Annotated in this window: 16 protein-coding genes; 10 read left to right on the forward strand and 6 right to left on the reverse strand. The window is 39.9% G+C overall.

Annotated elements, in window-relative coordinates; translation table 11 throughout:
* From HN459_03050 to HN459_03065, 4 genes are all read right to left on the reverse strand, one after another.
* Window positions 1-320 (reverse strand): hypothetical protein (locus HN459_03050; protein ID MBT3478418.1); only part of this gene is annotated, 320 nt, incomplete at its 3' end.
* A gap of 4 nt (window positions 321-324) precedes the next feature.
* Window positions 325-1,206 (reverse strand): tetratricopeptide repeat protein, encoded by an 882-nt coding sequence (locus tag HN459_03055; protein ID MBT3478419.1) that lies wholly within the window; start codon window positions 1,204-1,206, stop codon window positions 325-327.
* A gap of 140 nt (window positions 1,207-1,346) precedes the next feature.
* A complete protein-coding gene (locus HN459_03060) occupies window positions 1,347-2,582 on the reverse strand; it encodes a sterol desaturase family protein (GenBank protein MBT3478420.1) in 1,236 nt (411 codons plus the stop codon).
* Window positions 2,583-2,605: 23 nt separating this feature from the next.
* Window positions 2,606-2,983, reverse strand: a complete 378-nt coding sequence (locus tag HN459_03065) for a VOC family protein (GenBank protein ID MBT3478421.1) — start codon at window positions 2,981-2,983, stop codon at window positions 2,606-2,608.
* A gap of 117 nt (window positions 2,984-3,100) precedes the next feature.
* Between HN459_03065 and HN459_03070 the strand changes: the two genes are divergently transcribed.
* From HN459_03070 to rlmD, 7 genes are all read left to right on the forward strand, one after another.
* A complete protein-coding gene (locus HN459_03070) occupies window positions 3,101-3,859 on the forward strand; it encodes a TatD family hydrolase (GenBank protein MBT3478422.1) in 759 nt (252 codons plus the stop codon).
* A gap of 159 nt (window positions 3,860-4,018) precedes the next feature.
* Complete coding sequence (rsmA, locus tag HN459_03075; GenBank protein ID MBT3478423.1) at window positions 4,019-4,783, forward strand: 16S rRNA (adenine(1518)-N(6)/adenine(1519)-N(6))-dimethyltransferase RsmA; 765 nt, start codon at window positions 4,019-4,021, stop codon at window positions 4,781-4,783.
* An 89-nt stretch (window positions 4,784-4,872) separates the two neighbouring features.
* Complete coding sequence (locus HN459_03080) at window positions 4,873-5,727, forward strand: sigma-70 family RNA polymerase sigma factor (GenBank protein MBT3478424.1); 855 nt, start codon at window positions 4,873-4,875, stop codon at window positions 5,725-5,727.
* A 22-nt stretch (window positions 5,728-5,749) separates the two neighbouring features.
* Window positions 5,750-5,944: a 30S ribosomal protein S21 gene (locus HN459_03085; GenBank protein ID MBT3478425.1), complete on the forward strand. Its 195-nt coding sequence runs from the start codon at window positions 5,750-5,752 to the stop codon at window positions 5,942-5,944.
* An 80-nt stretch (window positions 5,945-6,024) separates the two neighbouring features.
* Window positions 6,025-7,362, forward strand: a complete 1,338-nt coding sequence (glmM, locus tag HN459_03090) for a phosphoglucosamine mutase (protein ID MBT3478426.1) — start codon at window positions 6,025-6,027, stop codon at window positions 7,360-7,362.
* Window positions 7,363-8,034 carry a deoxyribose-phosphate aldolase gene (gene deoC / locus HN459_03095; GenBank protein ID MBT3478427.1) on the forward strand — a complete coding sequence of 224 codons (672 nt, stop codon included), beginning with the start codon at window positions 7,363-7,365 and terminating at the stop codon, window positions 8,032-8,034.
* A complete protein-coding gene (gene rlmD / locus HN459_03100) occupies window positions 8,024-9,421 on the forward strand; it encodes a 23S rRNA (uracil(1939)-C(5))-methyltransferase RlmD (GenBank protein ID MBT3478428.1) in 1,398 nt (465 codons plus the stop codon). Before deoC ends, rlmD begins: the two co-directional genes overlap by 11 nt.
* Window positions 9,422-9,426: 5 nt before the next feature.
* Here rlmD and HN459_03105 read toward each other — a convergent pair whose 3' ends face one another.
* Together HN459_03105 and HN459_03110 are read right to left on the reverse strand one after the other, a co-directional pair.
* Window positions 9,427-10,086, reverse strand: coding sequence for a hypothetical protein (locus tag HN459_03105; GenBank protein MBT3478429.1), 660 nt, complete (start codon window positions 10,084-10,086; stop codon window positions 9,427-9,429).
* A complete protein-coding gene (locus HN459_03110) occupies window positions 10,086-10,715 on the reverse strand; it encodes a hypothetical protein (GenBank protein ID MBT3478430.1) in 630 nt (209 codons plus the stop codon). Before HN459_03110 ends, HN459_03105 begins: the two co-directional genes overlap by 1 nt.
* Window positions 10,716-10,907: 192 nt before the next feature.
* Between HN459_03110 and HN459_03115 the strand changes: the two genes are divergently transcribed.
* The 3 genes from HN459_03115 to HN459_03125 all read left to right on the forward strand — a co-directional run.
* A complete protein-coding gene (locus HN459_03115) occupies window positions 10,908-12,032 on the forward strand; it encodes a hypothetical protein (GenBank protein ID MBT3478431.1) in 1,125 nt (374 codons plus the stop codon).
* A 7-nt stretch (window positions 12,033-12,039) separates the two neighbouring features.
* Window positions 12,040-12,543, forward strand: coding sequence for a cyclic nucleotide-binding domain-containing protein (locus HN459_03120; GenBank protein ID MBT3478432.1), 504 nt, complete (start codon window positions 12,040-12,042; stop codon window positions 12,541-12,543).
* Between the two features lie 46 nt (window positions 12,544-12,589).
* A partial coding sequence (locus tag HN459_03125) for a valine--tRNA ligase (protein ID MBT3478433.1) occupies window positions 12,590-14,331 on the forward strand: 1,742 nt, incomplete at its 3' end.

Below are 14,331 nucleotides of genomic sequence, written 5' to 3' on the forward strand. Positions count from 1 at the left end.
CCGTCTCTTACTTTTTCTTTAAGTTGAATCGGTCTCTTGGATGTGAGTCCTACGGGATATCCATCTGTTTTGAGGAGGATTGAATATTTGTGCCCCCACTCTTTTGCATCAGTTTTTAATTTATCTTCTGTATAGCCACACAATTCCTGAAGAGCCACCACATGGGGATTTTGAGATTTAATCCAAGCCACCGTTTTGTCATGGCGTACGGTATCTTTGCTCCAATCAAATCCATTCCAAATATTATAACTCAGAACTGTAATAGACTGGGCCATCAAAGGAACCATAAAAATAAAAATATAAATGAATCGTCGAATCATTTGTTTATTTCAAACGTGCTTCTGCCACAATATATCCAAAGGCGGACCATTGGTTTCCACTAACGATCGCTTTGAAAAGTTTTTGCGCTTTTTCTTCATTACCATTAATGGAATAATAATTCCCAAGCCCAAAGGCGAGTGTTGTATTATTCAAAGATTGACCCTTCAGAATCTCCGCTTCAAGTTTTTCTGAATCAACTTTTCCTTGGTAAATTTTTAGTATAGTATAATATGAATGGTTCTCAATCAATTTCAAATCATCCTTAATGGTACTCAACAATTCAGCCGATTTCCGATTCAATTCCAAATGGCGATAAATTGCATAAAGCCAATTCGCTGCTGCCACATAGCTATCGGGATTTTCAGCCAATTCGAGACACTTTTCGTAAGCACGGCGCGCCTGATTATAATTCCCCTGGATATAATAAGTGAGTCCCAGGTGGTAATAGATATTGCCTTGAAGTGTAGAAGTGGGAATGCCTAGCGCATTGGGAAGTCCATCCGGTTCTACATCATTGGGCTTTCCTCGTGTAAGACCAACGCCCTTTTTGAAATCCTTGATGGCTAAATCGAAACACCTTGAAGAAATGTAACGGTGGCCCCGGTGGCGATAAAAACGGGCATCTTTGGGATGTTTCATTATGCCTTTCGAATAGATTTCAATGGCATCTGCATAGTTGCCGAGGTAAGCCTCTCGGCGGCCCATCCAGACTAGATTATCTGCATTGGGGTCTTTAGAGAAATTCAGTTTGGCCTCCGCCAGTTTGGTTTCATAAACCGTGCGAGCTTTTTCACTAATATAAATATCCGAAATATTTGTATCGCAGTTTTGACCTAAAAGTGATGAGAATACCGTTATGAGTATAATAGCTAATTTTTTATTCATAGTCATAGTCCTTCTAAAGTTTTTATTAATGTGTCCCAAGAAATTTTAAAGGGCAGTTTGAGGAAGTCGAAATATAAAGAAGTCGATCAATATTAATGGCCTTCTGCAAATTTCTTTAACTGAAATAAATATTTCTATTTTCAAGTGGTTTTTAGTTGAGGAGATTTCGGTTCGACTATTAAAGAATAAATAGTGATTCCTAAGGACAAAATCAAATAAACGCCCATAATGATTGTGGATATTCCGCTTGTTCCAAACCATGAAAAATTCTGGATCCAAATAAAGCCCAATCCCATAATGAATTTAATTATCTCGGTATAAAGTGCAAGATCATTACCATCCAACAATGATGTGTATGCGAAAACATTAATGAATAAAAATAATGCGTATAAAAATATTATTGTCGGCCCGAACTGTGTGCTAATGATGAACAAATGGAACATAAATCCAAAGGTAATAAACATTTGAAGCCATCCCCAAATGATGAGGAGGGGTGAATTCACTGTTTTGTATTTGATTTGTTCCAATGGGTTTTCGATTGTTTTAACTGGATAATTTTGTGCCACATCTTCCGGCCGCCAGCCTGTGGGCATAAACCAGATCCGGATTTTATCCCGCCATTTTTCTGCATGAAAGGCATCCATGATTAACTGCCAAAGATGTTTAAAATTTATGATAATGGGATTCCATGTATTGGCAGGGCGAAGAATGCCATACACTGGTTTTACATCAGCCAACTCCGGCTGGAATGTGCCAAAAAGTTTATCCCAAATAATAAAGATTGCGCTATAATTCTTATCTAAATATTCTGGATTAATACCATGATGAACGCGATGGTGGGAAGGGGTAACAATCACTTTTTCCAGCCAGCCCATTTTATTAATTAAACGGGTGTGATACCAGAATTGAAGGAATAAATGAATGGGCCCTATGACCGCAAAGATGGAAGCGGGAACGCCAAGGATTGCGGCGGGAATCATGAAAATTGCGCCAAATTTAACGGTATCAGAAATAGATTGGCGAAGGGCGCAAGCCAAGTTGAATTCTTCACTGCTGTGATGAATAATGTGGCGATTCCAAAAAATATTGACACGGTGATTTAAGCGATGTAACCAATATCCCGTAAAATCCTGCACAATAAATGCAACGGTAACCGCCGCCCAAACGGGGTCCATTTTATAAATGACTATGTGATCAACCAGCCATGAATAACTGATTATTATAAGACCATATTTAAGCCCATCCCGGACTGTATTGGTGATGCCTGAACTTAAACTGGAAATCATGTCTGCCGGATTGTTTACTTGGATTCCCATTCTTTTAGCCGCAATTATTTCAATCCCAATCAAAATTGAAAAAATGGGTATGGCAACCATGAGTGATGAGATGTAAAAATTCATTATGCTATCGAATTAAGTGCGATTCGGTTTCCCTCACTATCCAGGAATAATGCCATGAATTCATGCTCTTCTGAAATCTGTTTTTTGGTTTGAAGCACTTTGCCGCCTGCTGATTTAACTTTGCTTAATACATCATCCAGGTTTGGATTGGCATCTAAATAGACGACTACACCTGTTGGTCCCGGAGTATAGTGTTCTCCAAAACAAATTGCGCAGCCTACGCCACTATGAGGTAAAATTCCCATTTTTAATGGGCCGGCATCAAAAGAATCAATTTTCATATCATAAATGGTTTCATAGAATTTTTTAGCCCGGTCAAAATCATTGACGGGAATTTCGAACCAGTGGGTCCAATTGCGGTGTATTTCACCACTCATTTGATTGCCTCAATTTTCAGTAACCTAATTAATCCCAAAAGGATGCTTCTTCCTTTAATCCTGTGGTGATTTTTGATTATCTTCATAACCTAATTTAAGCCCTAAAAATAATTAAATATGCTTATCGATACCCATTGCCACCTTTATTACGAAGATTTGAAAAACGACCTAAATGGAGTACTGTCCCGCGCCAATGAACTGGGGGTAACGCGGTTCATCTGTGTTGGAACAAATATTGCCGATTCCAGAGAATGTTTGTCTATTGCGGAAAATAATGAGAATATATATGCTTCGGCAGGTGTTCACCCCCACGATGCCAAGGATGTTTCTGATGGGTATATTGATGATATTTATGAACTCATGGAATACGAAGGTATGATTGCTGTGGGTGAGATGGGCTTAGATTATTTTCGAAATATTTCCAATCCGGATATTCAAAAAAAAGTATTTTGCCAACAAATGGAAGTTGCGCAAGATCTAAATCGGCCTGTGATATTTCATAATAGAGATGCAGATATAGATGTAATTGAAGTTTTGGCAGAATATCCCGATGTGATTGGCGTGGCGCATTGTTTTTCCAGTACATTGGATACGGCAAATGTATTTTTGGAAATGGGGTACTACATATCTTTTTCAGGGAATTTGACTTTCAAAAATAGCCATTTGCCTGAAGTGGCAAAATCCATTCCATTGAATCGACTATTGGTAGAAACTGATTCGCCATATTTGAGTCCTGTGCCTCATCGAGGAAAACCAAACGAACCGGGTAGAACGCGATTCGTGGCGGAAAAATTGGCTGAGATTCATAATATTTCATTTGATGAAATGGCTAATCGTACCACAGAAAATGCAATTGAACTTTTCCGGTTACCCTAACTTGTTTCTCTAAGTTTGCTTGTGGTGAATTTACCGAAAGTGGCGAAATATGAATATCAATAAATCGAGTCAACCAAATTCTTTCCTCCATATTCTGGGAAACAAAAAGGGTAAATTAATGTTAGATACATTTCATTTTTTCCCCTTTCATTTAGTGTTTTGAAAAAATCTCATCCATTCCGTAAAAAGTGGGGACAAAATTTCCTTACCGACACCAACCTCTTGGATCGAATTGTTCGTACCGTTGACCCCCAAGAAAATGATTCTATTTTAGAGATTGGACCCGGAGATGGGTCGCTTACGGAAAAAATATTTCCCAATGTAAAAGAAATGGCTGTCATTGAAATAGATCCCTTGCTTATCAAGCACCTTTCGATCCGATCTGACTTAAAAGGGCTTCAAATCGTTCACGGTGATGTGCTGCTCCAAAATATTGAAGATATCCTCATTTCAAACCCCGTTCGCGTTGTGGGAAATATTCCCTACAACATTACCTCCCCTATTATTTTCTGGCTTATCGAACAATTGGATTTTTGGAATGATGCATTTATCATGATGCAGAAAGAAGTAGGGCAGCGTTTGACAGCCAAAATAGGTACAAAGGAATATAGTCGTCTTTCTATTATTGTTGGTGTTTATCTGGATGTTGAAATGTGTTTCAAAATTCCACCGGATGTTTTTTATCCCAAACCCAAAGTGGACTCTACAATTATCCGATTTACTAAAAAAGAAAAACCAATTGTTTCAGATGATCAATTCATAAAATTCAATAAAATCGTCAAAGCAGCATTCTCAATGCGTAGAAAAATGCTGAGAAATTCCTTGAGTGGTTTTGATATTCCCGATAATATTCGGGAAGAAATTGATTTTACCCGTCGGCCGGAGACGCTTTCGATCGCAGAATTCGCGAAACTTTTAAACTGATTATAAGTTTTATCAATCTCTTGGGTAAGACCCTTTAATAAGTGTAAATTTGCTGACTTTTTCCTCAACAAAAATCGAGGTTTAAACATATGGCTAAAGCAGCAAGAGCAATTAATGAATCCAACCGTAGTCTAAGTCAGTACTTAGAAGAGATCGGCAAATTTGAGCCGCTCCATCCGTCGCGTGAGGTAGAGCTGGCCCAGGCTATCAAAAAGAACGACCGTCTTGCCATGAAGGAACTAGTGGAAGCAAACCTTCGTTTTGTGGTATCCGTGGCTAAGGATTATCAAGGCCAAGGATTGCCCTTGACTGACCTCATTAATGAGGGCAATATGGGCTTAATGAAAGCGGCCGGTCGCTTTGATGAAACGCGGGGATTCAAATTTATATCCTATGCTGTATGGTGGATTAGACAATCTATTTTACAGGCACTAGCTGAACATTCCAGAATTGTACGTTTACCGTTAAACCGGGTTGGAACGATTTCGAAAATCACAAAACAAGCTGAAAAGCTTGAAGCTGAAGTCGAACGTCCACCAAATGAAGAAGAAATCGGGCGTAACCTGGAAATGACCAGTGATGAAGTGATCGATGCCATGCGGATTTCCCGACGGCACCATTCACTGAATGCACCATTTCGTGATGGTGATAAAAACTCTCTTATCGATGTCATTGAAGATGATGGTCAAATCCATCCTGATGAACCGCTCATGGCGGAATCACTGAAGGATGAAATTCGTCAATCATTGGATACATTGAAAGAGCGTGAGCGTCAAGTCATTAAAATGTATTTTGGTATTGAACGTGACTACGCCCTCACCCTGAATGAAATTGGTGAAGAATTTAGTTTAACTCGGGAACGTGTTCGTCAGATTAAAGAAAAGGCTATTCGCCGTCTACGTCACCGCTCGCGAAGTAAATCTTTAAGAACGTATCTAGGCTGATCGAGGGGAGGTGAAATAGATCATGGTTGAAGTTACTGTAAGAAACGGAGAACAACTCGAACGGGCATTACGTCGCTTTAAAAAGAAGTGGGAACGTGCCGGTGTTTTACGTGAAGTCAAACGAAAATCATTCTATATCAAACCAAGCGATGAGCAACGCGCTGCAAAGAAAAAAGCAGTTCGAAGGCGTTTACGTTTTGCGAGGTATGGCAAATAACATTTGTTTGCATGACTTAAAAAATAAAAAAAAGGTTCGGTATTTTACCGAACCTTTTTTGTTGTCCCCTAGGAATACGCATGATAATTCGTAGCATTTCTGGCGTTCGAGGACTCGTCGCCACCCATATTACACCTGATTCTATCAAGGCTTTCGCCCGGGCCTTTCATTCGAAAATTGAATCCGGACTTGTTTTTCTAGGCCGAGACAGTCGACCATCTGGTGACAATTTATTGGACGCTTTTACGGAAGAATTGATTCGTCTGGGGAGGGATGTAATCGTTTGCGGTATTGTACCCACCCCGACTGTACAATTTATGGTAGAAAGATCGGAAGCTGCTGGGGGCATCATAATAACTGCCAGCCATAATCCCATTGAGTGGAACGGATTAAAATTCGTTCGTTTTGATGGTACTTTTTTTCATCCGGAAGAATGTGAAGCATTATTCGAGTTGGTGGATAATGATCAAGAAATCAAAGCTGCTGATCAGCAGGGAATGTTCTTCCCCGATCAAAATTCTATATTAAAACATTCCATAGATATAGTTGAACTTTCATGTATTGATTTAAAAGCAATCAGGAAACGCCAATTTAAAGTGGTCATTGATGCGGTGAATGGCGCTGGTTCCGAAGCACTACCCCTTTTGCTTGAGCACTTAGGATGTGAAGTGATTCAAATTCACTGTGAAGGAAATGGCGAATTCAACCGTGGCACAGAACCACTTCCAGAAAATTTAGTTGACCTTAGCAATGCAGTTATTGAATATGACGCCCATGTAGGGTTTGCCGTAGATCCAGATGCAGATCGATTGGCAGTTGTGAATGAAAAGGGAATTCCTTTAGGTGAAGAATATACCTTGGTGTTAGCAGTTGAAGGCTACATTAAGAATAAACAGACTAAAGAAACTTTTGTAATTAATCTGTCCACTTCTTTGGCACTAGAAAAAATGGCAGAGAAATACGGGTGCACTGTTCTACGGTCTGCGGTTGGTGAAATTAATGTAGTGCAAAAAATGCTGGAGGTTGGTTCAGAACTGGGTGGCGAAGGGAATGGTGGTGTCATCCTTAAAGAAGCCCATTTGGGCCGGGATTCATTGGTGGCCGCCGCAATGGTGTTAAACCGTATGTCCCAGGATGAAAAGCCAATCAGTGCAATTCATGCTGAATTACCTCAATTCCATATTGTAAAAGATAAGATTAATTTGGATGGCATTGATAAAGATGAGGTAATGGAAAAAGCCAAATCTATTTTTACCGATGCAGAAGTAAATACGATTGACGGTGTAAAATTTACATGGGACGATCGTTGGATTCATCTTCGGGGCTCCAATACAGAGCCGATTATGCGGATTTACGCCGAAGGACCAACTGAAGATGATGCACATGAATTGGTGGACAAAATCAGGTCTGAAATTTAAATGAATATTGGTTTAGCGAATAAGTTGGCCAGTCTTATTGACCATACTCTTTTAAAGTCGGACGCTACCGAAGCTGACCATATTCGATTATGTGAAGAAGCAATAGAATGGAATTTTCGCACAGTCTGTGTTTTTCCCCAGTTTGTGGAATTATGTGTCAATGAATTACACCGATCACCAATAGAAGTATGTACTGTGATCGACTTCCCCGGTGGGTTGGGAGATATTGAAAGAAATGTGGATGATGTAAGAATGGTCACTAGTGAAGGCGTTATGGAAATAGATTTTGTAATGGATATGGATGCATTCAGATCAAATAATTATGATAAAGTTGCAGCGGGAATTTATTCTATTGTAGAAGCGGCGGAAGGAAGAATTGTAAAGGTGATTATTGAATCCTGCTTATGGGATGATGGGCAAATAGAAACAGCCTGTGAAATTGTTAAAGAGGCTAAAGCGCAATTTGTAAAAACATCCACAGGATTCTCTAACCATGGCGCAATGACCCAGCATGTAAAACTTATGCGTGAAACAGTGGGCGATTATTTTGGTGTAAAAGCTTCTGGGGGTATTAATACATTTCTGGATGCTTTTGCTATGATTAAAGCTGGTGCAAATAGGATTGGTACCAGCTCAGGAATTAAAATTATGAGAGGCAGTCATGTCAGTTAAAAAAGGACAAGAATTAGAATTAACCATTGAATCGCTTGCTTATGGCGGAAAGGGTGTGGCGCGAGTTGACGACTTTGTCATTTTCGTTAAGAATGCTATTCCTGGACAAAAAGTCCGAGCATTATTATATAGAAAAAGGAAAGGGTTTGGAGAGGCACGGCCCCTAGAAGTTTTATCCGAATCCAAGCATGCAGTTGAACCGCGCTGTCATCACTTCCCAACTTGTGGTGGATGTAAAGTGCAGCAATTGAATTATGATGAACAGGTTGCCCAGAAGAAACAGCAGATTGAAAATATATTCCGCCGTCAGGCTGGGATTGAAAACTTTGAAGTGGATGCTGTCGTTCCTGCGGATCAAATATTTAATTATCGCAATAAAATGGAATTTACTTTTTCAAACAATCGCTGGGTCCTTCACGGTGAACCAGAAGATGTTGAACGTGATTTTGCCTTAGGGATGCATATTCCCAAACGATGGGACAAGATTCTCAATATTGATGAATGTCATATTCAACCTCAATTGGGGAATGAAATAATTAACAAAGCGCGATCTCTTGCCAAAGAATTAAAGTTGAAGCCATATGACCAAAAAACTCATAACGGTTTTTTGCGATATTTGTTAATGCGTTTTGGCCAAAATACCGGCGACATTCTTTTGAATTTAGTAACATCCTACGAAAATGCGGATTTGCTCCAACCCATGGTAAATGGATTAATTGAAGCATTTCCACAAATTACCACAATTGTGAATAATATTAATACGCGGAAGGCTGATGTGGCCTTTGGTGAATATGAATTGCATCTCCATGGAAAGCCCGCTTTAGAAGAGAGGATTGGCGATCTTACATTTGAAATTTCTGCCAATTCATTTTTTCAGACCAATACAGGGATGGCAGAAAAATTATATGAAACTGCCTTGGAAGGTGCTGAACTAAGCGGGGAAGAAGTTGTCTTTGATCTTTATTGCGGTACCGGTTCTATTTCATTGTTTTTGGCGCAAAAGGCCAAAGAAGTTCATGGCTTTGAAGTTATCGTTTCTGCAGTGGAAGACGCTACCCGTAACGCAATTCGAAATGGTGTGGGCAATGCAAAGTTTCATGTGGCTAACCTGGATAATTTCTTCAAGTTTGGTGTGGGTAAAAAATATCCAAAACCGGATGTTATTGTGGTGGATCCACCTCGGGCAGGAATGCATAAATTCATGGCAAATTATTTACCAAAATTTGGAGCGGAGAAAATTGTATATATATCCTGTAATCCAACTACCCAAGCCAGAGATACAGAAATTCTACACATGAATGGCTATAAGCTGAAGCATCTAACCATGGTGGATATGTTTCCCCATACGCCCCACGTTGAGACGGTTGGGATATTTGTAAAACGGTAGGTTAACTACCCCACTGGTGGGTCAGGATCCTTGCCACCATCATCTTCACCGAACCATTGGCCAATTCTGCCGCCAAATGTTTGGCTTAATGCAAATGCAAGGACTAGCCCCACGCCGATAAGAACATAAACGCGATTGCGTTCTATACCATGAACACTATGTGGTATAGTTTCAACCAATTCTGTTTTCATGGCATGAATATGGAGATCTAAATCTTCGGCATAGGAAAGTATTTCATGGCGGTACAGATTTTGCGTCTTACGATTATATCGTACCACTTCTCCTTTTAACATTACCCGGTTGGCATCATCAGAAATATTGGTAAGTTTTGTTACAAATAAATAATCCAATTTTGCTACTTCAGAAAGGTTGGCCAAGTCACCGACAAACGATTCTGAATTGTGGACTAGTATGGTACTTACTGCTTCACGGTGGCTGGCAGTTAAGTCAACGGGATTATGGAATTCATAAAAATTTTGGTTGATTAGCCCCAGCATTTTTTGGCGAACTAGTTTTTTATATCCATCTGGAACATTCTCCAGTTTTTCGCCAATATATCCCACATGAACTTTTCTGGAAGCTTTTTGCGGTGCTGATGCCACCAGTTGAACGGTTAAAAGATTAACCGATAAAAATATGGATATTGGTTTTAGAAATTTTCTCATCAGTTCTCTACTGGAGGTTGACCATTACCACCATTACCCTCTGCCCACACATTAGTTCCCGTAAGGGACATAAAAAGTATCCCCACCAATAATATAGTGCCAAATACCATGGCAACTTGTTTAAGGGAAGCTGGATTTGCAGCTGAAGGAATTGAATCAACCAGTTGAGTTTGAATTACGGTAGCTTCATTGCCCATGCGTTCATAATATTTTAAAACTTCATATCGGTAACTGGATTTTAACTGTGCATTATAGCGGTAGAAATCACCTTGAATCATGATCCGACTTTCATCCGGCGATACATTTTTGAATTTGCCGGCGAATACATATTGAGCGCCTGTTTGATCAGCCACACGCTGAAATTGTGCATCTGCCATATTTAAAAATAATGAATCAACCTGCGCTCTCGCTACTAGTTGGACTTCCTTAACTCGGATAATCTGTTTCGGATTAAGGCCATCAAATATGGCACTCAATTTATTCTGGAGTTCTGTTTCGGCCCAAGGATTTACATTTTCCACTTGGATGCCCGCGTAAGCTACTTTTACAGGATTTTTAGAGGAGTTGACAACTTTTGCCTGGGCCAGTAAAATGGTCCCCGTCAGGATTACAGCGATTGGTTTAATCAATTGTTTCATAGGTTTGAAATTACAGGGGGTTGTATATATGAACAAAAAAAGAAATTTGTCAAGTCTAAATAACTTTCATCCTTTATCAATACTAAATGCCGGAGAAATTGAAAACAATATGTTGTTTAACTTTTAATTTTTTCTGAATAATTCAACAAGTCAATCTCCTAAAGGTTTATTTAAATTACCCTAATGCGTCTGTGGGTTAGAACTTTAATTCGTAATAGTTTTTTTCAGGTCGGCGCCGGGATATTGGTTACAATGGTCCTGGGCGGATTCGTCCTGCAATGGTTAGAACCTGGCGATATTTCTAAAGATGATAACCCATTTTGGTGGGCGATCGTAACCATGACAACAGTGGGATATGGTGACTTTTCACCAGAAACACCGGGGGGTCGTGTATTTGCGGTACTGATCATGTTTATTGGTATTTCTTTGGTTTCCCTGCTCACAGCAACCATTTCATCCATATTTGTAGCTCAAAAAATTCGGGAGGGTAAAGGTTTGGAAAAGTTGAATTTAACCGATCATCTCATCCTTTGCGGTTGGAATCCAAATGGCGAAAGGATGTTGAACTCGATTCAGCAATTGAGCCAAGGAATAAAGAAAGATCTTGTTCTCATTAATGAAATGAATGAAGAAGATGTTACCCAGCTAAAAAATCGCTTTCAGGATATGCGTATTCATTTTGTTTCCGGGGATTTCACCCAAGAAGAAATATTACATCGAGCCAGTGTCACCGATGCAAATACAGTTATTGTATTGCCCAATACTACAGGATCAGAAGTGGCCACTTATGATGAGAAAACGATCTTTGCCACTTTGACGATTAAAAGCATTGATCCGGCCATCCGTGTGGTGGCATACCTATTGGATCGAGAAAACTTGACACACATTAAACGAGCTAATGCAGATGAGGTCGTTGTAGGCGATGATTTCAGCGCCCATATTTTGGCCTCTCATGTGGTCGATCCCGGTGTACCCCAAATTGCTAATCAACTTATTGACAGCAATTCATCTTCACGTTTTAAACGTGTATCCATTCCAACTGAATTTGTTGGTAAATCCTATAATGATCTTTTTAGACACTTTCGTAAAATGGACGGTTCATTATTAATTGGTGTTTTTTCAGAAGATGAAAATCTCGGTATAGGGGCAATCCTGTCTTCCGATGCATCAGCACTAGATGCTTTTATTGAGAGAAAGTTGAAAGAAGGCGGTATCTCTCTCCAGGAAGAAAGCAAAATAAATGTGGTCATCAATCCAGCGGACAATTATACATTAAGCAAAAGTGAACGGGCGATAATAATCCCTTGAGGCAATTATGAATAATGAACAACTAAAGAATTTCCAGATATTTGCCGATCTAAGTGATGATGAACTGAACAAATTTCATCCATCACTAAAAGAAGTAAAAATGGAAAAAGGGCAGCAGTTTATCACCGAAGGTGAAGAGGGAGATTGCATTTACCTACTATTAGCCGGAGAAGTTGAGATTAACCAGGCTTTGACCCTTTCCATGAATAAAGGAGAGTCGGATAATCGTGAAAAAGCTATCTTGAAGCTTTCTAGTGATTTACATCCACAATTTGGTGAAATGTCCTTGTTTAATGATGGCGACCGCCGAACGGCAAACGTTCGGGCAGAAACGCTCTGTTCGCTTGTGAGATTGGATAAAAAAGATTTATACAATATATGCGATGCTAATCCGAATGTTGGATATAAAGTTATGCGAAATCTGGGCCGAATCATTTCAGGGAATTTAGTGAAAGCCAATCAAAATGTATTAAAACTCACCACAGCCTTTTCTTTAATTCTAGAGCGGTGAACTTTTTCCCAGATTTGATTTTTTCACTTTTTAAATAAGATTTTAAATGTCAACGGCACAACTCGATAAATCCTACAATTGGGACAAACTGGAAGATCATTGGTATCAACATTGGTTGGATCAAGGTTATTTTCATGCAGATGAAAATTCTGACAAAGAGCCCTATTCAATTGTCATTCCGCCGCCCAATGTGACGGGCATGCTCACCATGGGACATGTGCTAAACAATACCATTCAGGATGTACTCATTCGCAAAGCTCGGATGGAAGGCAAAAATGCCTGTTGGATTCCCGGTACAGATCATGCTTCTATCGCCACAGAATCCAAAGTGGTAAAAATGCTGGAAGAACAGGGGATTTCTAAAGATAGCCTTACCCGAGAAGAATTCATGGTTCATGCTTGGGAATGGAAAGAGAAATACGGCGGCATCATTATAAATCAGCTTAAGAGATTGGGCTGTTCATGCGATTGGGAACGGGAACGTTTTACCATGGATGATGGCTATTCAAAAGCCGTTCTGGAAGCATTCGTTAAACTCTACGAAAAAGGATTGATATACAAAGGCCACCGATTGGTGAATTGGTGTCCTGTATCAAAATCGGCTATCAGTGATGAAGAAGTTATTCACCAAGAGAAGAATGGAAAGCTTTGGCATTTTCGTTATCCCATAACGGGGAGTGACGATTATTTGGTAGTGGCAACCACTCGCCCTGAAACAATGTTAGGCGATACGGCTGTTGCTGTCCATCCCGACGATGAACGCTATCAATCTTTAATCGGAAAGACTGTTACGCTTCCTTTGGTTGGACGAAAAATTCCAATAATCGCCGACACTTATGTGGATCCTGAATTTGGTACGGGATGCGTCAAAGTAACGCCTGCCCATGACCCCAATGATTTTGCCATGGGTGAACGTCATGACCTTGAATTTATCAATATTATGCATGATGATGCTTCATTGAATTCGGAAGTTCCGAAGCAATACCAGAACCTATCCCGAGAAGAGGGAAGGAAAGCAGTTGTTCGAGACTTGAAATCAGCAGGACTATTAGATAAAATCGAAGATTATACGAATAACATCGGCTTTTCCGAACGGGGCAATGTACCTATCGAATTTTATATGTCTGAACAATGGTACATGAAAATGGATGAATTGGCGAAACCTGCTTTGGATGAGGTAAATTCCGGCCAAATCAAGTTTCATCCCGAACATTGGACAAAAACCTATAACCATTGGATGGAAAATATTAAGGATTGGTGCATCAGTCGCCAGCTTTGGTGGGGCCATCAAATACCAGTGTGGTATCATAATGAAGATTCAAAAAAACTGCATGTTTCAATAGACGGCCCGGAAGATCCTGAAAACTGGACCCAGGATGAAGATGTTTTAGATACATGGTCTTCTTCTTGGCTTTGGCCTTTTGCGGTACATGCATGGCCCCAAGAAGATCAAAATTTAAAAGCTTTTTATCCTACCGATGCATTGGTCACGGGCCCGGACATCATTTTCTTTTGGGTTGCGCGGATGATTATGGCCGGCAATGAATTCTTGGGTGAAATTCCATTTAAGGATGTGTATTTCACATCCATTCTTCGGGATGAGACGGGTAAAAAATTCAGCAAATCTTTAGGGAATTCACCAGACCCATTTGACCTATTTAAAGAATACGGTACTGACGCGACGCGTTTTGGTACGATGCTTATGGCGCCTCAAGGATTAGACGTTCTCTTTTCCAATTCCCGTTTAGAGGTCGGCAGAAACTTTATGAATAAATTGTGGAATGCCTC

The sequence above is a fragment of the Candidatus Neomarinimicrobiota bacterium genome, assembly GCA_018647265.1.
Taxonomy (GTDB): domain Bacteria; phylum Fidelibacterota; class Marinisomatia; order Marinisomatales; family TCS55; genus TCS55.

Coding starts and splice junctions, on each gene's coding strand:
- HN459_03055 (MBT3478419.1), bottom strand. CDS start 1,206: ATGAATAAAAAATTAGCTATTATACTCATAACGGTATTCTCATCACTT.
- HN459_03060 (MBT3478420.1), bottom strand. CDS start 2,582: ATGGTTGCCATACCCATTTTTTCAATTTTGATTGGGATTGAAATAATT.
- HN459_03065 (MBT3478421.1), bottom strand. CDS start 2,983: ATGAGTGGTGAAATACACCGCAATTGGACCCACTGGTTCGAAATTCCC.
- HN459_03070 (MBT3478422.1), top strand. CDS start 3,101: ATGCTTATCGATACCCATTGCCACCTTTATTACGAAGATTTGAAAAAC.
- HN459_03080 (MBT3478424.1), top strand. CDS start 4,873: ATGGCTAAAGCAGCAAGAGCAATTAATGAATCCAACCGTAGTCTAAGT.
- HN459_03085 (MBT3478425.1), top strand. CDS start 5,750: ATGGTTGAAGTTACTGTAAGAAACGGAGAACAACTCGAACGGGCATTA.
- glmM (MBT3478426.1), top strand. CDS start 6,025: ATGATAATTCGTAGCATTTCTGGCGTTCGAGGACTCGTCGCCACCCAT.
- deoC (MBT3478427.1), top strand. CDS start 7,363: ATGAATATTGGTTTAGCGAATAAGTTGGCCAGTCTTATTGACCATACT.
- rlmD (MBT3478428.1), top strand. CDS start 8,024: ATGTCAGTTAAAAAAGGACAAGAATTAGAATTAACCATTGAATCGCTT.
- HN459_03105 (MBT3478429.1), bottom strand. CDS start 10,086: ATGAGAAAATTTCTAAAACCAATATCCATATTTTTATCGGTTAATCTT.
- HN459_03115 (MBT3478431.1), top strand. CDS start 10,908: ATGCGTCTGTGGGTTAGAACTTTAATTCGTAATAGTTTTTTTCAGGTC.
- HN459_03120 (MBT3478432.1), top strand. CDS start 12,040: ATGAATAATGAACAACTAAAGAATTTCCAGATATTTGCCGATCTAAGT.